Raw genomic sequence first — 16,800 nt, 5'->3', positions numbered from 1 at the left:
GGGCAGCTGTGGGAGGAGTTATCGCCCGTTGACAAACATCAGTCAAATTTCTAATATTTATTTTTCATATAATCTGAATTTATACGGTGGCGTGATGGAGCGTTCTGCCCTGGACCGGGCCCTGCTGACCGACCGGCTCGACTGGAACCTGCTGCGCACATTCCTGACCATCGTCCACGAGCGCAGCCTGAGCCGCGCCGCGGTGCGGCTGCATATCACCCAGCCGGCGGTGAGCCTGGCCTTGCGCCGGCTCGAAGAGCATCTGGGACACACGCTGATCGAGCGGCGCGGCAGCAATTTCCGCCTGACCCGGGCCGGCGAAGAGGTGCTGCGCATCGCCACCGATGTCTATGGCAGCGTGGCGCGGCTGGGGGCGGAACTGGCGGAGCAGCAGGATGAAGTCAGCGGCCTGCTGCGGCTGCTGACCGTGAGCCGGATCCATTCCGGCGTCTATGACGAATGCCTGGCCGCGTTCCATCGGCAGCATCCGCGCGTCACGCTGCAGGTGGACGTGATGCGCAGCACCGAGATCGCAGACGCGCTCGCGCAGAAGGCTGCCGGCGTGGGCCTGAGCCTGTACCGGCAGTTGGGCCGGCAGTCGGGCGACGGGCTTGAGCACATGCTGTTCCTGCGCCAGCGCTACGCCATCTTCTGCGGGCGCCATCACCGGCTGTTCGGGCGCACCGGGCTGGCCATTGCCGACCTGCTGGCCGAGAATTTCGTGTCGTTCAGCAGCGACCAGCTTGGCGACGTGCTGGCGCCACTGGCCGTTTTCCGCGACCAGCACGGTTTTTCGGGCCGCATCGTCGCGACCTCGCCCAGCCTCGATGAAATCCGGCGCCTGGTGTTCGCGGGCTATGGCATTGGCTGCCTGCCGGAACATATCGTTGCCGACGATGTCGCCCAGCAACGGCTGTGGCGCCTGCCGCCCGAAGAGGGCGTGGCCGATATCGACATGTACCTGCTGTGGAATCCGGAGCGGCGCCAGACGCCGGCCGAGGCGGCGTTCCTCGAGCACTTTCGGCACTACGTGGCGCGCTATTCGCTGATGGAGCGGCTGGGAGAGTCAGTGAACGCGCCGCTGGCGGCGTTGCGCGCGCCGACGGCGTGACGGGCGATTGCCCGGTTCGCGTACCGGGGAAGGTGCAAGCGGGGTCGTGCTACTGCTAGCCGTGCCGTCGCAGCGTATGCCGGCACAGCCCCGCGCGTTGCCGTTGCGCAGCGCAGCGCCGGTAGCGCATCCGGTACGGATGGCTGCAGCGCCAGATGGCCCGCAGGACGGTAATGAACAGCAGCGCCGCCATGACGGCAGCGAGCAGGCCGATCGACATAACGGCCCTCCTCCCCAAAAACCGTCTGCCCGACCTCTGGGGGTCAGATCAGCAGCGGTAATGCCTCTAGCACCAACACCGCAACCAGCGCGCCGATCAGGGCGCCCATGGTGCGGCAACTGATGCGCAGGAATTTGGCGGTCACCGGGATCGAACCCATGGCGATCACGCCTACCAGCGCCATCGGAATCAGGAATACAAGATCATGCGCGGTGAAGTGCATGGTGGTCTCCTGTCTCTCTTTTGTGATTCCAGTATAGGCAGTGTGTGCCCGATGCACGGCTGCGTGCATCGGTATTGTCCCGAGCCCGGGCGGTGTGGATGCCACCCAGGTACCGATGCGCGCACATAGGCCCGTTCAGGCGTTGCGCTGCGTACGCATGCCCCACGTTTTTCGCCATGCGAACCCCGAAGCGGGAAACACGTGTCCTATGCTGATCAGAGACGCGGGGCCCCGTTCCCATTCCAGTCCAATGCCCCGCAGACCGAGAGAGACGGAGGTGGCTATGGAACTTCACATGCAATCGCACCACTACGTGCGGCGGCAGCCGGACTGGACCGCGGCAGCGGTCTCGGGGCTGGCGGCCGGGGCGTTGCTGCTGGTGCTGGAGCTGTTCTGGTCGTCGATGGTGTCGGGCGTGAACCCGTGGGTAGCCACGCGCATGATCGCCGGGATCCTGATGGGCCAGAGCGTGCTGCAGAGCGCAACGTTCACCGTCGGCACCGTGGCCGCGGCGCTGGTGATCCATTTCGTGCTGGGTGCCCTGCTGGGCATGATCCTGGCGGCCATCATCGCGCCATTCACGCTGGATTCGAGCCTGGGCATGGCAATGCTGGCGGGTGCCGTATTCGGCCTGGTGGTGTATTTCTTCAATTTCTATGTGATGACGCGGGCCTTCCACTGGTTTGTCGAGGTGCGTGGGTGGCATACGTTTATCGGGCACCTGATTTTCGGGATGGCCGCGGCGGCGTGCTACTGGAAGCTGGAGAGCAAGGACGTATCGCACTGACAATCGCATCGGGGCAGGGCGCGGTGAGGCGCCCGCACATGACGGTTGCATTGCGCGCGCCAGCCTCTGGGCGGATACGCGCGCAAGGTCTGCGGCGGCCGGAACCAGGGGTTCCCGCCGCCGCTTTTTCCCGCCCTGCGCGCTTGTGCAGTGCGACACCAATGCATTGGCATGTCGCCTTGCAGTGACCTGACGGCATGCACTAGTCTTATGTCTACCTGCGTGACTTGCACATCCCTCGCCGCGCGCGAGTAGGAGGGTGGATATGGCGTTGGCCATCGCACTCGTAGTCATGGTCGTCGCTTCGGTGCTCTTCCATTTCCTGAGCCCGTGGTGGGCGACTCCGCTGGCGTCCAACTGGAAGCAGATGGACGACACGCTGACCATTACCCTGGTCATCACCGGCATTTTCTTTATTGGCATCAACCTGTTTGTCGGCTACATCGTCTGGCGCTACCGGCATGAGGCGCCGCACCCCAATGGCGGCACCGGCCACCGCGCGTCCTACCACCCGGAGAACAGCAAGCTTGAACTGTGGCTGATCGGGGGCACCACGCTGGGCGTGGTGGCATTGCTGGCGCCGGGCCTGTTCGTCTACGCCGACTACGTGCGCCCGCCGCGCGACGCGATGGTGATGGAAGTGGTGGGGCAGCAGTGGTCCTGGGCCTTCCGCTTTCCGGGCAAGAGCGGCCAGCTGGGTGCTTCCGATCCGCGCTTTGTCACCGGTGCGAATCCGCTCGGCCTGGACCCCGACGATCCGCGCGGCCTGGACAATATCGTGATCGTCGGCCCGGAGGTGCACCTGCCGCTGAACAAGCCGGTCAAGGTGCTGTTGCGCTCCAAGGACGTGCTGCATGATTTCTATGTGCCGCCGTTCCGCGCGCGCATGAACATGGTGCCGGGCATGGTGACGTCGTTCTGGTTCACGCCGACGCAGACGGGCCGCTTCGACGTCCTGTGCGCGCAGCTGTGCGGCGTGGGGCACTACAACATGCGCGGCACGGTGGTGGTGGAAGAACCGGCTGCGTACGAGGCATGGCTGGCGAAGCAGCAGACCTTTGCCATGACGCTGGCGAAGGCCGCGGCACCGCCGGCGGCAATGGCCGCTGCCGCACCGGGCGCAGCGGGCGACGCCGGCACCGTCGAGAAGGGCCGCGCGCTGGCGCAGAGCAAGGGCTGCGTCGGCTGCCACAGCATCGACGGCAATCCGGGTGTGGGGCCGACCTGGAAGGGCCTGTACGGCAAGACCGAGACCTTTGCCGACGGCAGCAGCGCCAAGGTGGACGATGCCTTCCTGCACAAGGAGATCACCGACCCGCATGCGCGCCTGGTCAAAGGCTTCGGGCCGGTGATGCCGAAGTTGCCGATGAGCGAGGACGAGGTCGCGGCGCTGACCGCCTATATCAAGTCGGCCGGCAGCGGCGCGGCCGAGGCGGGAACCGTTGCGCCGGTCGCTCCCGCGGAGGTGCCCGCCGGCCCGGCCGCCGCGACCAGCGCCGCTACCACGGCAACCGCTGGCTCCGGGGCACCCGCTGCCACGCCCGGGGCTGCGTCCGGCACCTATACGACTTCGACGGCCGTGGCCGTGCCGCCCTCGGCGGCGCCCGCGCCCGCCAGGAAGTGAGGAGACCCGCATGGCTTACGCCGATGATGCCGCCCATCACGCGCCGCAGAGCTTCTGGACCCGCTATGTCTGGAGCCAGGACCACAAGGTGATCGCCGTGCAGTACACCATCGTGGCGATCATGGTGGGCCTGGTGGGCGTGGCGCTGTCCAACCTGATGCGCATGCAGCTCGGCTTCCCGGGGCGCTTCGAGTTCATCGACGCCAACCGCTACTACCAGTTCGTCACCATGCACGGCATGATCATGGTGATCTACCTGCTGACCGCGCTGTTCCTGGGCGGCTTCGGCAACTACCTGATCCCGCTGATGGTGGGGGCGCGCGACATGGTGTTCCCCTTCCTCAACATGCTCAGCTTCTGGGTCTACCTGCTGTCGGTGATCGTGCTTCTGACCAGCTTCTTCGTGCCCGGCGGGCCCACCGGCGCGGGCTGGACGCTGTATCCGCCGCAGGCCATCCTGGCCGGCACCCCAGGCCATGAATGGGGCATCATCCTGATGCTGGTGTCACTGGCGATCTTTATCGTCGCGGCCACCATGGGCGGCCTCAACTATGTCACCACCGTGCTGCAGGCGCGCACGGAAGGGATGACGCTGCTGCGCATGCCGCTGTCGGTGTGGGGCATCTTCATGGCCACCATCCTGGCGCTGCTGGCGTTCCCGGCGCTGTTCGTGTCGGCGGTGATGATGCTGCTGGACAAGACCCTCGGCACCAGCTTCTTCATGCCGGCGATGGTATCGATGGGGCAGCAGCTGTCATACAAGGGCGGCAGCCCGCTGCTGTTCCAGCACCTGTTCTGGTTCTTCGGCCACCCGGAGGTGTATATCGTCGCGCTGCCTGCCTTCGGCATCGTCTCGGACCTGGTCAGCGTGCATTCGCGCAAGAGCATCTTCGGCTACCGCACCATGGTGTGGGCAATCCTGGCGATCGGCGTGCTGTCGGTGGTGGTGTGGGCCCACCACATGTTCGTCAGCGGCATGAACCCGTACTTCGGCTTCTTCTTTGCCACCACCACGCTGGTCATCGCCATCCCCACCGCGATCAAGGTTTACAACTGGGTCATCACGCTATGGCGCGGCGATATCCATTTCACCGTGCCCATGCTGTTCGCGATCGCCTTCATCAGCACCTTCGTCATCGGCGGCCTGACCGGGCTGTTCCTGGGCAATGTGAGCGTGGATATCCCGCTGTCCAACACCTACTTCGTGGTGGCGCACTTCCACATGGTGATGGGCGTGTCGCCGATCCTGGTGGTGTTCGGCGGCATCTATCACTGGTACCCGAAGGTAACGGGCCGGATGCTGGACGACAACATGGGCCGGATCCATTTCTGGGTCACCTTCGTCGGCACCTATGCCATCTTCTTCCCGATGCACTACCTGGGCGTGCTGGGCATGCCGCGCCGCTACTACGCCTACGAGAACTACGCCTTTATCCCGGAATCTGCGCATGTGATGAACATGTATATCTCGGTGGCCGCGTTCATCGTCGCCACGGCGCAGCTGCTCTTTGTCTTCAACCTGGTGTGGAGCCTGTGGCATGGCCGCAAGGCCGACGCCAACCCGTGGCGCGCCGCCTCGCTGGAATGGCAGACGCCGCAGACCCCGCCCGCGCACGGCAACTGGGGGCCGCACCTGCCGGTGGTGTACCGCTGGGCCTATGCCTACAGCGTGCCGGGCGCGCGTGAGGACTTTATCGCGCAGAACGCGCCGCCGGAAGAGGGCGGGGCCGAGCCTGAACCGCATGCCAGCCGCGGAGCCGTCGCATGAACGCCGAAGCCCTGTACAAGGTCAGCCGCGACGATTTCGGCGGCAACCCGTCCGACGAGAATGCCGCCAACCACCGGCCGCGCGGGCGCGCCCCCGCAAGCATCGGCCTGTGGGTGTTCATGGGCGTGGTGACCTCGCTGTTTGCGCTGTTCCTGACCGCCTATGCGCTGCGCATGGACAGCCCGGACTGGCACCGCATCGGGCTGCCCTGGCAGGTGTGGCTGTCCACCGCGCTGCTGGCCGCGGGCAGCGTGGCGATGGCGGTGGCGTCGCGCGCCGCGGGCCGGGGCGAGATGGCCGTGGCCAGGCTGGCGCTGCGCCTGGGCGGTCTGGGCGCGGCCGGCTTCGTCGCCTCGCAGCTGTGGGCCTGGCAGGCGCTGGGCGCGATGCAGGTGATGCCTGCCGGCAACCCGGCCGGCAGCTTCTTCTACCTGCTGACCGCGATGCACGGCCTGCACGTGCTGGGCGGCCTGGCCGGCTGGGGCTTTGCCATGTCGTCACGCGGCAGCGGCGAGGCCGTGGTGCTGCGCATGCGGCTGTGCGCGCGCTACTGGCATTTCCTGCTGGCGGTGTGGGTGGTACTGCTGGCGGCGCTGGGGTGGCTCACGCCCGAACTGGTGCGCTATATCTGCGGCACGGCCTAGCGGCGGCGGCAGCAAGGAGGACCGGCATGTCAACGCAATTGTCTTCACCATCGGGCACACCCGGCGTGGCGCCTGCGCCCCAGGTGGGCGGCGTGCGCGGCCTGCTGGCCGACTGGTCGTCGGACCAGCAGGCCTTCAAGGTGTCGTGGGGCAAGGCGATGATGTGGATCTTCCTGCTGTCCGACACCTTTATCTTCAGCTGCTTCCTGACCGGCTACATGACCGTGCGCATGTCGACCACGGTGCCGTGGCCCAATCCCAGCGAGGTGTTCGCACTGCACGTGGGCGGCGCCGACATCCCGTTGCTGCTGATCGCCATCATGACCTTCGTGCTGATCAGCAGCAGCGGCACCATGGCGATGGCGGTCAACTTTGCCTACCGGCGCGCGCGCCGCGAGTGCGCGCTGTTGATGTTGGTGACCGCGCTGTTCGGCATGATGTTCGTCGGCATGCAGGCCTTCGAATGGACCAAGCTGATCGTGGACGAGGGCGTGCGCCCGTGGACCAACCCGATGGGGGCGGCGCAGTTCGGCTCGACCTTCTTCATGATCACGGGCTTCCATGGCCTGCATGTGTCGTGCGGCGTGGTGTACCTGCTGATCGTGGCCACGCGCGTGCTGCGCGGGCGCTACGAGGCCACCGGCAACTACCAGATCGTGGAGATCGCGGGCCTGTACTGGCACTTCGTCGACCTGGTCTGGGTGTTTATCTTTGCGTTGTTCTATCTCTGGTGAGGGCGGCCATGGCATCGAATCCGGCAACTCCCGCAACCCCGGTGACGCCAGCGCATGGCTCCGGCCCGGATGCCGGGCATGCCGCGCACTCCGGCCAGCAGCATCCCATCGGGCTGTACCTGAAGATCTGGGCGCTGCTGTTCGTGCTGTCGACGCTGTCGTACCTGGTCGATTATTTCCATGTCACCGGCTACCTGCGCTGGACGCTGATCCTGGTGTTCATGGGGCTGAAGGCGGGGCTGATCGTGGCAGTGTTCATGCACATGGCATGGGAGCGCATGGCGCTGATCTGCGCCATCCTGATACCGCCGCTGTGCCTGCTGGTGCTGGTCTGGCTGATGGCGGAAGAAGCCAATCACACTTTCCTCACGCGCGGCCTGTTCTTCCGCTGACCGGCCGCGCCGCTGCCGGATGTCAACGCGGAACGGAAGGCGAGCCCATGCACGCCGCCACGCAAGCCATCCTCACCTTCAACCATGGCCGCGATCCCGAGCGGCTGACCCGCAAGCTTGCGGCGATCGCCGCGGACCCCTTTGCCTTCTTTCGCGGCACCAACCACCTTTATGTCGCATCGCTGCGCGATGAGGCGGCAATGCGCGATGCTCCGACCACCTACGTCTGCGGCGATCTGCACCTGGAGAACTTCGGCAGCTTCAAGGGCGACAACGGGCTGGTCTATTTCGACCTGAACGACTTTGACGACGCCCTGGTCGCGCCGCTTACGGTGGATGTGGTCCGGATGCTGTCGAGCGTGCTGGTGGCCGCCAGCCAGCTGGGCCTTTCCGAGGCCGGCGCCATGCGCGCCTGCGAGGCCATGCTGTCCACCTATGCCGCCGTGCTGCAGACAGGCAAGCCACGCTGGCTCGAGCGTGCCACGGCGGTCGGCCTGGTGGCCACCCTGCTGCGCCGGGTCAAGGGCCGCAGGCGCGGCGCACTGCTGGCCGAGCTCACCACGGTGCGCAAGGGCAAACGGCGCCTGGTATGCAACGGCCGCCATGCGCTTGCGGCAGACAAGCCGGCCCGTGAGCGCGCTCGCGCGATCCTTGCGGCCTACTCGAAGCAGGGCCATCATGGCCACCGCCTGGCCCTCGACGATGCCGCGCGGCGCGTGGCGGGCATTGGCAGCCTCGGGCTGGAACGCTATATGGTGCTGGCGCGGGACGAACTGAGCGGCATGCAGCGACTGGTCGACATCAAGCGCGCCGCGCCGAGTCCATGGCAGGACCTGCCCAGCCTGTCCCTGCCACCCTGGGGCAGCGATGCAAAGCGGGTGGCGGCGGTGCAGCAAGTCATGCAGGCGGCTTCGCCGGCGCTGCTGTCGGCTGTCGACATGGGCAAGGCTTTCTATCTGGTCAAGAGCCTGCAGCCAACTGCCGACCGCGTCGACCTGGCGCATTGCAGCAACTTTGCAGCGCTACGCGAGTTGCTGGGCACCATGGCGCATGCCGCGGCATGGGCGCATCTGCGTGGCTGCGGGCACCAGGCCGCGGACCGGATCGAGCAGCTGCAGGCGTTTGCCGGCGGCACCCGCTGGCGCACCGGCGTCCTGCGGCTGGCACGGCATGGTTGCGCGGTGTCGGTGGCGCAGTGGAAGGCGTATGCGGACGATTACCGCGAGGCGCGGGGAGGGTGAGCGGGGGCCGAACGGGGGAAGAAGGGCGCTGGCGCCGCTCACGCAAGCGTGAACGGCGCCAGCGTCAGGATGGTCAGGCTTGGGTGATGAACTTGGTCACCAGGTAGCCATCGAAGGTCTCCTGACCGCCTTCGCTGCCGATGCCCGAATCCTTGATGCCGCCGAACGGGGTCTCGGCCAGCGCCATACCGAAGTGGTTGATATTGACCATGCCGGCTTCCAGGCCGTTGGACACTTCGGTCGCGGTCTTCAGCGAGTTGGTGAACACATACGACGCCAGGCCAAAGGGCAGGCTGTTGGCGCGGCGCAGCACCTCGGCCGTGTCCTTGAAGCGCGTCACCGGCGCCACCGGGCCGAACGGCTCGTCGGTCATCAGGCGCGAGTCGTCGGGCAGGTCGGTGACCACGGTGGGCGCAAAGAAGTAGCCCTTGTCGCCCAGGCGCGAGCCGCCTGCCACGACCTTGCCGCCGCGCTGGCTGGCATCGTCCAGGAACTGCTCCATCGACAGCACGCGGCGCTCATGCGCAAGCGGCCCCATCTGGGTGCCGTCTTCCAGGCCGTTGCCCACCTTGATCGAGCCGATCACCTCGGTAAAGCGCGCCAGGAAGCGGTCATAGGCCTTCTCCTGGACGTAGAAGCGCGTCGGCGACACGCAAACCTGGCCGGCATTGCGCAGCTTGAAGCGGGCCAGCATCTCGGCGGCGGGGTCGATGTCGGCGTCGTCGAACACCAGCACCGGCGAATGGCCGCCCAGCTCCATGGTCACGCGCTTCATATGCGCGCCGGCCAGCGCCGCCAGCTGCTTGCCCACCGGCACCGAGCCAGTGAACGAAATCTTGCGTACGATCGGCGATTCGATCAGGTAGGTCGAGACCTCGCTGGGCACGCCCCAGACGATGTTGAGCACCCCCGGGGGCAGGCCGGCATCATGGAACAGCTGCGCCAGCGCCACCACCGCGCTGGGCGAGTCTTCCGGGCCCTTCAGGATCAGCGTGCAGCCGGCGCCCAGCGCCGACACGATCTTGCGGATGGCCTGGTTGAACGGAAAGTTCCACGGCGTGAAGGCGGCGCACACGCCGATCGGCTCGCGCACCACGATCTGGCGCACATTGGGCTGGCGCGGCGGGATCACGCGGCCATAGATGCGGCGGCATTCCTCGGCGTGCCAGTCGGCGTGCTCGGCGCAGACCATCACTTCGCCGACGGCCTCGGCCAGCGGCTTGCCCTGGTCCAGCGTGATATTGCGGCCGATCTCCTTGGCGCGCTCGCGGGTGAGCTCGCCCACGCGGCGCAGGATCCTGGCGCGCTCCAGCGGCGAGGTCTTCTTCCAGGTTTCAAAGGCGCGCTGCGCGGCGGCCAGCGCGCGGTCCAGGTCGGCGCGGCTGGCATGCGGCAGCTTGCCCAGCACTTCCTGCGTGGCCGGGTTGATGACATCCTGCTCGCGCCGGTCGCCTCCCTTGATGAATTCCCCGTCGATATAGAGGGCGAGATCCTGGTACATGCGTGTTCTCCTGGTGGGCGGTGAAACCGCAAGCTTAACCCGGCGGCCGCGTTCATGCAGCGCGCCGGGTGCGTTCCCGGGAGGAATGTGCGGGAATGTCCCCGCGACCGGTGCAGCCGATATCAGGCGGTATCGCGCGTCCGTGCCACGGGCAGGACTTCAGCCCCGGTGCGGGTGGCTTCCACCACCAGGATCACGAGCAGCGTGATCAGCGTCAGGGCGAACACCGCATAGCCGATGCTGTCGCCCTCGATGGCGAACAGGCTGGGCGCGTAGGTCGGGCTGGTGCAGATCATCGTGCCCGCCGACATGCCGGTGTAGTGCATGCCGCAGACGGCAATGCCCATGACCACCGCCGCTGCCAGCTGCTTGCCGCGGGTCTTCACCGTGGTCGCCAGCCACAGCGCCACCACCGACACCACCACCGCGATCACCACCGACAGCCCGATGATGGCCAGGTCCCAGTCGAAGCGGGTGTTGGAGCGGATCGCCGCCATGCCGGTGTAGTGCATCGCCACCACGCCCAGCCCGGTCAGCACGCCGCCCTTGAACACGTTGTCGGTACGGCTGCCGCGCGGGCGCGAGGCGATCGCCAGCCCGGCGCCGGCCAGCACCATCACGACCACCAGCGAAGCCAGCGTCATGAACAGCCCGAACTCGCGGTGCGTCGGGGTCTGGTAGGCCACCATGCCGATGAAATGCATCGACCAGACCGCGCCGCCGCCCAGCGCCACGCTGGCGCACAACAGCCGGTCCACATCCAGGCGGCCGTCGGGCATGCGCACGCGCCGCGACCAGCGCAGGCCAACGTAGGCGCCGCAGACAGAGATCAGGAACGACAGGCCCACCATCGGCCAGTCATAGGCAAACGGCACCAGGGCGCCGGAAACAGGCTGGAAACCGACAAACATGACCCCACCTCTTCGTTTTGACTGCGACTGAAGGGCGCACGCGCATGCCGGGCATTCCTTCCGGCAGCCGGCCTGGGACGCGGTGCTCCCGCGCCGAGTATGCAGGGGGCCGCAACTGGAGGGGAATAACTCATTCAGGTAAAAAGCGCGGTACCGTGGCCGGCCGCGTGTCCTTGTAGCCGCCTCCGGGCAGGAATAGACTGGGCGGATTTCCCCATGCGCAACGCCTCATGAAGCCAGACGCCAGACTGACCACCCGGCCCGATCGGCCGCACCCTGCTGCTGTTCTCGCTGCCGGTGCTCGGCAGCAACATCCTGCAGCCGCTGAATGCCTCGATCAATTCGGTCTGGGTCGGCCGCTTCCTGGGCGAGGCCGCGCTGACGGCAACCTCCAACGCCAACATCATCCTGTTCTTCCTGCCGGGCGTGGTGTTCGGCATCAGCATGGCCAACACCATCATGATCGGGCAGGCCGTGGGTGCGCGCGACCTGGACGAGGCGCGCCGCGTGGTCGGCACCAGCACCACCTTCTTTGTCGGGCTGTCGGTGCTGGCCTCGGCGCTTGGCTATTTCTATACGCCGGCCATCCTGGCGGCGATGCACACGCCGGAAGACGCCGCGCCGCTGGCGGTGAGCTACCTGCGCATCATCTTCCTGGCGCTGCCGTTCATGTACTTCTACAACTTCGTGATGATGACGCTGCGCGGCGCGGGCGATTCGCGCACGCCGTTCTGGTTCATGCTGTTGTCCGTGGTGCTGGACGTGGCGCTCAACCCGGTGCTGATCTTCGGCATGGGTCCGATCCCCCCGCTGGGCATCGCGGGCTCGGCGCTGGCCACGCTGATCGCGCAGCTAGTGAGCCTGGCGGCGATGATGGTGCTGCTGTACCGGCGCCGCCATTTCCTGCTGCTGCACCGTGGCCAGCTTGCACTGCTGCGGCCCGATCCGGCAATCCTGCGGGCGCTGGTGGTCAAGGGCCTGCCGATGGGCCTGCAGATGGTGGTGATCTCGTCGTCGGCGATCGTGATGATGGCGCTGGTCAATGCCTATGGCTCGCAGACCACCGCCGCCTACGGCGTGGCCTCGCAATTGTGGACCTATGTGCAGATGCCCGCGCTGGCGGTAGGCGCGAGCGTGTCGTCGATGGTGGCGCAGAACGTCGGCGCCGAGCTGTGGCAGCGGGTGTCGCGCATCACGCGCGTGGGCCTGCTGATCAATGTGGTGATGACCGGTGCGCTGGTCGCGCTGATCTATCTGTTCAACCGGCATTCGCTCGGCCTGTTCCTGGGCACTGACGGCGTGGCCACCGGCATCGCGCAGCATATCAACGTGGTGGTGCTGTGGTCGTTCATCCTGTTTGGCTTCACCATCGTCATCTTCGGCACGGTGCGCGCCACCGGCGCGGTGATGGCGCCGCTGGTGATCCTGTTCCTGTCGATGTGGGTGATCCGGCTGCCGTTCGCGTGGGCGCTGGGCCCGCGCATCGGCGCCGAGGCGGTCTGGTGGAGCTTTCCGCTGGGCTCGGTGGTGTCGCTGGTGCTGGCGGCTGGCTACTACCGCTTCGGCAACTGGCGCCGCAGCCATATCCTGCCCACCGTGCCGCACCCGGCGCAAGCCGTGGGGCAGGCGCCCGATACCAGCATGGGAACGCCCTGCGAAGACGCGGGCGAGGTCGTCGAGGAGGCCGCCCCGGCAACACCCGAGCCCGCAGGCGTGCGCTGACCTGCAGCGGCCCGTGATCGTGTCGCCGGCTTTGAAAGCCATTCGAAAGATCGGTGTGTCATCGTGCCATCGCTGGCACTCCCTCCCAGCGCACGCGTCGCCTGCCTGGCCAGAGCAGGCGTGCGCGTCTTTCCGGCCGCGCCTTGCCTTGACGCAAGTGCGCGTGCCGTCTTGTTCGTCTGACATTCCCGTCGCCTTTACTCCCGGATTCTTCACAAGTAAATACATCACGTTGTGATGCATTTACTTGTGCGCATCGGCTGGAATTGCCTTGTTTTCAAGGGGTATCGGTGAATACCCATAAAACAAGACAAATGAAAGGCACCTGAAAGATCACGTCTCTAAGGTTCGGGTCAACCGTCGGGGAGCATGCAGGGCGCATGCCTTGCCGTCCGAGCCAGTGCGCGCCCCCCGGCACGGCATTTCGTGAACTTTGAGGAGAATCGTTTTGCGCATACGCAGCCAAAAGGACTTTGCCTCCGGCCTGATGTTCGTTCTGGTCGGTCTGGGCTTTTCCTGGGTCGCTCGCGGCTATTCCATGGGAACGGCCGCGAAGATGGGACCCGGATATTTTCCATTCCTGCTGGGACTGGTGTTGGCAGTGCTCGGGGCGGTGGTGCTGCTGTCCTCGCTGTCGTCCAGGGGGGAGGAAGACCATCTCGCCCGCTGGGACCTGAAGACGCTGCTGTGGATCCTCGGTTCGGTGGTGCTGTTCGGCCTGCTGCTCAAGCCGCTGGGCATGGTGCTGTCGGTGTTCGTGCTGGTGATGGTGTCCTCGATGGCCAGCCATGAATTCAGCTGGAAGGGTGCGCTGCTCAACGCCGTGGTGCTGGTGCTGATCAGCCTTGGCGCATTCGTCTACGGCATCAACCTACAGATGCCGGTGTGGCCGGCCTTTATCACCGGTTAAGGAGCGCCGACCATGGAATTGATTGATCACCTTGCGCTGGGCTTTTCCACGGCCCTGTCGCTGCAGAACCTGGCCTACGCCTTCCTGGGCTGCGTGCTGGGTACCCTGATCGGTGTGCTGCCGGGCCTGGGGCCGCTGGCTACCATCGCCATGCTGCTGCCGGTGACCTACACGCTGCCGCCGGTGGCCGCGCTGATCATGCTGGCCGGCATCTACTACGGCGCCCAGTACGGTGGTTCGACCACCGCCATCCTGGTGAACCTGCCTGGTGAATCGTCCTCGGTGGTGACCACCATCGATGGCTACCAGATGGCGCGGCGAGGGCGAGCGGGGGTGGCACTTGCCACCGCCGGTCTCGGCTCGTTCTTCGCCGGCTGCGTGGCGACGCTGATCCTGGCCGCCTTTGCCACGCCGCTGTCGGAACTGGCGTTCAAGTTCGGCCCTTCCGAATACTTTTCGCTGATGGTGCTGGGCCTGATCGGCGCCGTGGTGCTGGCTTCCGGCTCGCTGCCGAAAGCCGTGTCCATGATCGTGCTGGGCCTGCTGATGGGGCTGATCGGCACCGACGTGAACTCGGGCGCCGCGCGCTTCTCGTTCGACGTGCCGGAACTGACCGACGGCATCGACTTCGTGGCGCTGGCCATGGGCATGTTCGGCTTCGCGGAAATCATCGCGAACCTGGAGCAGAAGGAAGCCCGTGAGACGTTCACCGATAGCGTGACGAACCTTTGGCCGACAAGGGCAGACTTCAAGCGCATGATCCCGGCCGTGCTGCGCGGGACGTTCCTGGGCTCGGCCCTGGGCATCCTGCCGGGCGGCGGCGCGGCACTGGCTTCGTTCGCGGCCTACTCGCTGGAAAAGAAGACCTCGAAGTACGCGCATGAATTCGGCAAGGGTGCGATCGAAGGCGTGGCCGGTCCGGAGTCGGCCAACAACGCCGCGGCGCAGACCTCCTTCATCCCGCTGCTGACGCTGGGCATTCCGCCCAACGCGGTGATGGCGCTGATGGTCGGTGCGATGACCATCCACAACATCCAGCCCGGCCCGCAGGTGATGACCAGCAACCCGGCGCTGTTCTGGGGCCTGATCGCCTCGATGTGGATCGGCAACCTGATGCTGATCATCCTGAACCTGCCGATGATCGGCGTGTGGGTGAAGCTGCTGACCGTGCCGTACCGCTTCCTGTACCCGGCGATCCTGGTGTTCTGCGGCATTGGCGTGTACTCGGTCAACAACCAGACCTTCGACGTGTTCATGGCTGCGGGCTTCGGCATCATCGGCTACCTGTTCCTGAAGCTGCGCTGCGAACCGGCACCGCTGCTGCTGGGCTTCGTGCTGGGACCGATGATGGAAGAGAACTTCCGCCGCTCGCTGCTGCTCTCGCGCGGTGACTTCAGCGTGTTCGTGACGCGCCCGCTGTCGCTGGGCCTGCTGATCGCAGCCGCCGCCCTGGTTGCCGTGGTGGCCCTGCCGTCGATCAAGGCCAAGCGCGAAGAAGCGTTCCAGGAAGAATAGCGCCACGCGCGCTCCCGGGATGGCGCCGGCCTGGCTCATGCCGGACGGCGCACGCAACGCAAGCATTCGGGGTGCCTTCGCGCACCCCGTTTGCTTTCGCGGGCCGATCGCGCTGCGCGTCCGCCCGTCATCCATACCAGAGAGTGCCCGACTGCGGCAGCAGTCATGGGCTGCGCATGATGATCAGGATTCCCGCACCGTCGGGTGCGCCGACAGCGCCCATGAAACCGCCTATCTTTGACCGGTTTTTCTCACGTATCTATGTGCTCAAGCTCGTCCAGTCGAGCCCGTCCACGGTCCTGAGCCTGGTCGACCGGCTGCGCGAGCGGGGTATCGACAAGAATATCCGCTCGTTGCGGCCGATCCTGCGCAGCCTGATGATGGCGCGGGCCATTACTGCCGAGCTGGTTGAAGGTAGTGGCCGCGTTTATTGCATCACCGAGCAGGGGCGGGCGGAGCTGGAGGCCTATATGTCGCACCTGGCGGTGCTGAAGGCGGAGCTGGAGCCGGGGGAGGAAGCGTAGGGCAGTCAGCCGCCACCCGTCAGACAAAAAAGGCCGATCCTTCGGACCGGCCTCTTGCATGCTGCCCGCCTGCCGCAGGCAGCTAGTTGCAAGCACGCTGTTACTGCGTTACGAGCTCAAGACCAGCTTGCGACTCGTCATCACCACGCGCCACCAGCACCTTGATCTTGTTCGGCGTGAGCCCGCCGATGCCGTCGACCGGGATCGTGGTGATCAGCCAGTCGGCATTGTTCGCCAGCGTCAGCGCGCCCGAGTCAAAGATCACCGTCTTGGTGCCCGCCGTAGTGATACGCAGACGATAAGTGCCGCCGTCCAGGTCAAGAGAGTCCTTGCCTGAAGCCGGCGAGGCCTGCTTGTATCCCACCGCGCCGAAAGTCGGCGCCACCGAATTCAGGTCGATCGCCGGGATGGTGATGTAGACATCGACGTTCTGCGCGTTGAACGAGGCGTTCAGGGAGCGCACGCGGGCCTTGTTGGACAGCAGGCCCTTTTCGAACGGATCGTCGATCGTCAGCGTTTCTGCGGCGCTGGCACCCGGCAGCGCCACCACGGTGTATTTGTGGCCGGTGGCGGCGACCAGGGTGGCGCGGGCCAGTTCGGTCTGCGTGCCGGCGGTGTTGAACGATATCAGCTGGTTGCCGGTTTCAACGTTGAAGTAGGTCGAAACGAACTTGTACGGCTTGTTCACGAAGCTGGTCTTCACGCCGTTCTGCAGCACGTCGACATTGGGACCGCCGGTGATGGCGTGGATCACGCGGATGGTCGGCTTGCTCAGCCCGATGCGGTCGCCGAGATCGTCGTCACCGCCGCCGCAGGCCGACAGCACCGCCGTGGCGGCCAGCGCCAGGCCTATCAAAAGTGTCTTGGATCGGAACATGGATCACCTCTTACCGTTCATTGGATTCAGGGACGTGCTGGCCCATGCCCGCGCGGGCGCGCCGGTAGCGAGGCCAGTTCGCTATCTGCTTGCTTG

The 16,800-nt window shown here is 66.0% G+C and carries 16 protein-coding genes and 1 pseudogene; 12 read left to right on the top strand and 5 right to left on the bottom strand.

Features of this window, described 5'->3' with window-relative positions; all coding sequences use genetic code 11:
- Positions 1 to 94: 94 nt before the first annotated feature.
- A complete protein-coding gene (locus tag KB879_RS15485) occupies positions 95 to 1,111 on the top strand; it encodes a LysR family transcriptional regulator (RefSeq protein WP_211982022.1) in 1,017 nt (338 codons plus the stop codon).
- Positions 1,112 to 1,166: 55 nt separating this feature from the next.
- Here KB879_RS15485 and KB879_RS15480 read toward each other — a convergent pair whose 3' ends face one another.
- Together KB879_RS15480 and KB879_RS15475 are read right to left on the bottom strand one after the other, a co-directional pair.
- Positions 1,167 to 1,331, bottom strand: coding sequence for a hypothetical protein (locus KB879_RS15480; RefSeq protein ID WP_010811070.1), 165 nt, complete (start codon positions 1,329 to 1,331; stop codon positions 1,167 to 1,169).
- A gap of 43 nt (positions 1,332 to 1,374) precedes the next feature.
- Positions 1,375 to 1,554: a hypothetical protein gene (locus tag KB879_RS15475; RefSeq protein ID WP_041228702.1), complete on the bottom strand. Its 180-nt coding sequence runs from the start codon at positions 1,552 to 1,554 to the stop codon at positions 1,375 to 1,377.
- Between the two features lie 283 nt (positions 1,555 to 1,837).
- On the opposite strand from KB879_RS15475, the gene KB879_RS15470 reads away from it, so the two are divergent.
- The 7 genes from KB879_RS15470 (at position 1,838) to KB879_RS15440 (ending at position 8,744) form a co-directional block, all read left to right on the top strand.
- The gene (locus KB879_RS15470; protein ID WP_211982020.1) at positions 1,838 to 2,341 is read left to right on the top strand and encodes a hypothetical protein; all 504 of its coding nucleotides are present in this window, start codon (positions 1,838 to 1,840) and stop codon (positions 2,339 to 2,341) included.
- A 265-nt stretch (positions 2,342 to 2,606) separates the two neighbouring features.
- Positions 2,607 to 3,965 carry a cytochrome c oxidase subunit II gene (locus KB879_RS15465; protein WP_211982018.1) on the top strand — a complete coding sequence of 453 codons (1,359 nt, stop codon included), beginning with the start codon at positions 2,607 to 2,609 and terminating at the stop codon, positions 3,963 to 3,965.
- A gap of 10 nt (positions 3,966 to 3,975) precedes the next feature.
- A complete protein-coding gene (gene ctaD / locus KB879_RS15460; protein WP_013953645.1) occupies positions 3,976 to 5,733 on the top strand; it encodes a cytochrome c oxidase subunit I in 1,758 nt (585 codons plus the stop codon).
- On the top strand, positions 5,730 to 6,377 hold the full coding sequence (locus KB879_RS15455; RefSeq protein WP_013953644.1) for a bb3-type cytochrome oxidase subunit III: 648 nt from the start codon (positions 5,730 to 5,732) through the stop codon (positions 6,375 to 6,377). Before ctaD ends, KB879_RS15455 begins: the two co-directional genes overlap by 4 nt.
- A gap of 26 nt (positions 6,378 to 6,403) precedes the next feature.
- Positions 6,404 to 7,111 (top strand): heme-copper oxidase subunit III family protein, encoded by a 708-nt coding sequence (locus KB879_RS15450; protein ID WP_013953643.1) that lies wholly within the window; start codon positions 6,404 to 6,406, stop codon positions 7,109 to 7,111.
- An 8-nt stretch (positions 7,112 to 7,119) separates the two neighbouring features.
- The gene (locus tag KB879_RS15445) at positions 7,120 to 7,503 is read left to right on the top strand and encodes a cytochrome C oxidase subunit IV family protein (protein WP_153953353.1); all 384 of its coding nucleotides are present in this window, start codon (positions 7,120 to 7,122) and stop codon (positions 7,501 to 7,503) included.
- Between the two features lie 47 nt (positions 7,504 to 7,550).
- Complete coding sequence (locus KB879_RS15440) at positions 7,551 to 8,744, top strand: DUF2252 domain-containing protein (RefSeq protein WP_211982016.1); 1,194 nt, start codon at positions 7,551 to 7,553, stop codon at positions 8,742 to 8,744.
- A gap of 73 nt (positions 8,745 to 8,817) precedes the next feature.
- Here KB879_RS15440 and KB879_RS15435 read toward each other — a convergent pair whose 3' ends face one another.
- Both KB879_RS15435 and KB879_RS15430 read right to left on the bottom strand, forming a co-directional pair.
- A complete protein-coding gene (locus KB879_RS15435) occupies positions 8,818 to 10,245 on the bottom strand; it encodes an NAD-dependent succinate-semialdehyde dehydrogenase (protein WP_011617618.1) in 1,428 nt (475 codons plus the stop codon).
- Positions 10,246 to 10,367: 122 nt separating this feature from the next.
- Positions 10,368 to 11,156: an MHYT domain-containing protein gene (locus KB879_RS15430; protein ID WP_211982014.1), complete on the bottom strand. Its 789-nt coding sequence runs from the start codon at positions 11,154 to 11,156 to the stop codon at positions 10,368 to 10,370.
- Between the two features lie 230 nt (positions 11,157 to 11,386).
- Here KB879_RS15430 and KB879_RS15425 point away from each other — a divergent pair.
- The 4 genes and pseudogenes from KB879_RS15425 to KB879_RS15410 all read left to right on the top strand — a co-directional run bounded on the left by KB879_RS15425 (position 11,387) and on the right by KB879_RS15410 (position 15,827).
- A pseudogene (locus KB879_RS15425) lies at positions 11,387 to 12,878 on the top strand (MATE family efflux transporter).
- Positions 12,879 to 13,326: 448 nt separating this feature from the next.
- The gene (locus KB879_RS15420; protein WP_153953356.1) at positions 13,327 to 13,788 is read left to right on the top strand and encodes a tripartite tricarboxylate transporter TctB family protein; all 462 of its coding nucleotides are present in this window, start codon (positions 13,327 to 13,329) and stop codon (positions 13,786 to 13,788) included.
- A gap of 12 nt (positions 13,789 to 13,800) precedes the next feature.
- A complete protein-coding gene (locus tag KB879_RS15415) occupies positions 13,801 to 15,303 on the top strand; it encodes a tripartite tricarboxylate transporter permease (protein WP_013953637.1) in 1,503 nt (500 codons plus the stop codon).
- 221 nt (positions 15,304 to 15,524) lie between these two features.
- On the top strand, positions 15,525 to 15,827 hold the full coding sequence (locus tag KB879_RS15410) for a helix-turn-helix transcriptional regulator (protein ID WP_153953357.1): 303 nt from the start codon (positions 15,525 to 15,527) through the stop codon (positions 15,825 to 15,827).
- A gap of 100 nt (positions 15,828 to 15,927) precedes the next feature.
- On the opposite strand, the gene KB879_RS15405 is transcribed toward KB879_RS15410, so the two are convergent.
- Positions 15,928 to 16,704, bottom strand: a complete 777-nt coding sequence (locus KB879_RS15405; RefSeq protein WP_013953635.1) for a DUF4397 domain-containing protein — start codon at positions 16,702 to 16,704, stop codon at positions 15,928 to 15,930.
- Positions 16,705 to 16,800 lie beyond the last annotated feature (96 nt).

Origin of the sequence: Cupriavidus sp. KK10 (assembly GCF_018223725.1) — a bacterium.
In the GTDB taxonomy this organism is placed as follows: Bacteria; Pseudomonadota; Gammaproteobacteria; order Burkholderiales; family Burkholderiaceae; genus Cupriavidus; species Cupriavidus necator.
This window is presented reverse-complemented; position numbering and strand designations above follow the sequence as displayed.

Excerpts from the sequence above, each read along its gene's own strand:
- KB879_RS15485 (WP_211982022.1), top strand. The coding sequence starts at position 95 with ATGGAGCGTTCTGCCCTGGACCGGGCCCTGCTGACCGACCGGCTCGAC.
- KB879_RS15480 (WP_010811070.1), bottom strand. The coding sequence starts at position 1,331 with ATGTCGATCGGCCTGCTCGCTGCCGTCATGGCGGCGCTGCTGTTCATT.
- KB879_RS15475 (WP_041228702.1), bottom strand. The coding sequence starts at position 1,554 with ATGCACTTCACCGCGCATGATCTTGTATTCCTGATTCCGATGGCGCTG.
- KB879_RS15470 (WP_211982020.1), top strand. The coding sequence starts at position 1,838 with ATGGAACTTCACATGCAATCGCACCACTACGTGCGGCGGCAGCCGGAC.
- KB879_RS15465 (WP_211982018.1), top strand. The coding sequence starts at position 2,607 with ATGGCGTTGGCCATCGCACTCGTAGTCATGGTCGTCGCTTCGGTGCTC.
- ctaD (WP_013953645.1), top strand. The coding sequence starts at position 3,976 with ATGGCTTACGCCGATGATGCCGCCCATCACGCGCCGCAGAGCTTCTGG.
- KB879_RS15455 (WP_013953644.1), top strand. The coding sequence starts at position 5,730 with ATGAACGCCGAAGCCCTGTACAAGGTCAGCCGCGACGATTTCGGCGGC.
- KB879_RS15450 (WP_013953643.1), top strand. The coding sequence starts at position 6,404 with ATGTCAACGCAATTGTCTTCACCATCGGGCACACCCGGCGTGGCGCCT.
- KB879_RS15445 (WP_153953353.1), top strand. The coding sequence starts at position 7,120 with ATGGCATCGAATCCGGCAACTCCCGCAACCCCGGTGACGCCAGCGCAT.
- KB879_RS15440 (WP_211982016.1), top strand. The coding sequence starts at position 7,551 with ATGCACGCCGCCACGCAAGCCATCCTCACCTTCAACCATGGCCGCGAT.
- KB879_RS15435 (WP_011617618.1), bottom strand. The coding sequence starts at position 10,245 with ATGTACCAGGATCTCGCCCTCTATATCGACGGGGAATTCATCAAGGGA.
- KB879_RS15430 (WP_211982014.1), bottom strand. The coding sequence starts at position 11,156 with ATGTTTGTCGGTTTCCAGCCTGTTTCCGGCGCCCTGGTGCCGTTTGCC.
- KB879_RS15415 (WP_013953637.1), top strand. The coding sequence starts at position 13,801 with ATGGAATTGATTGATCACCTTGCGCTGGGCTTTTCCACGGCCCTGTCG.
- KB879_RS15410 (WP_153953357.1), top strand. The coding sequence starts at position 15,525 with ATGAAACCGCCTATCTTTGACCGGTTTTTCTCACGTATCTATGTGCTC.
- KB879_RS15405 (WP_013953635.1), bottom strand. The coding sequence starts at position 16,704 with ATGTTCCGATCCAAGACACTTTTGATAGGCCTGGCGCTGGCCGCCACG.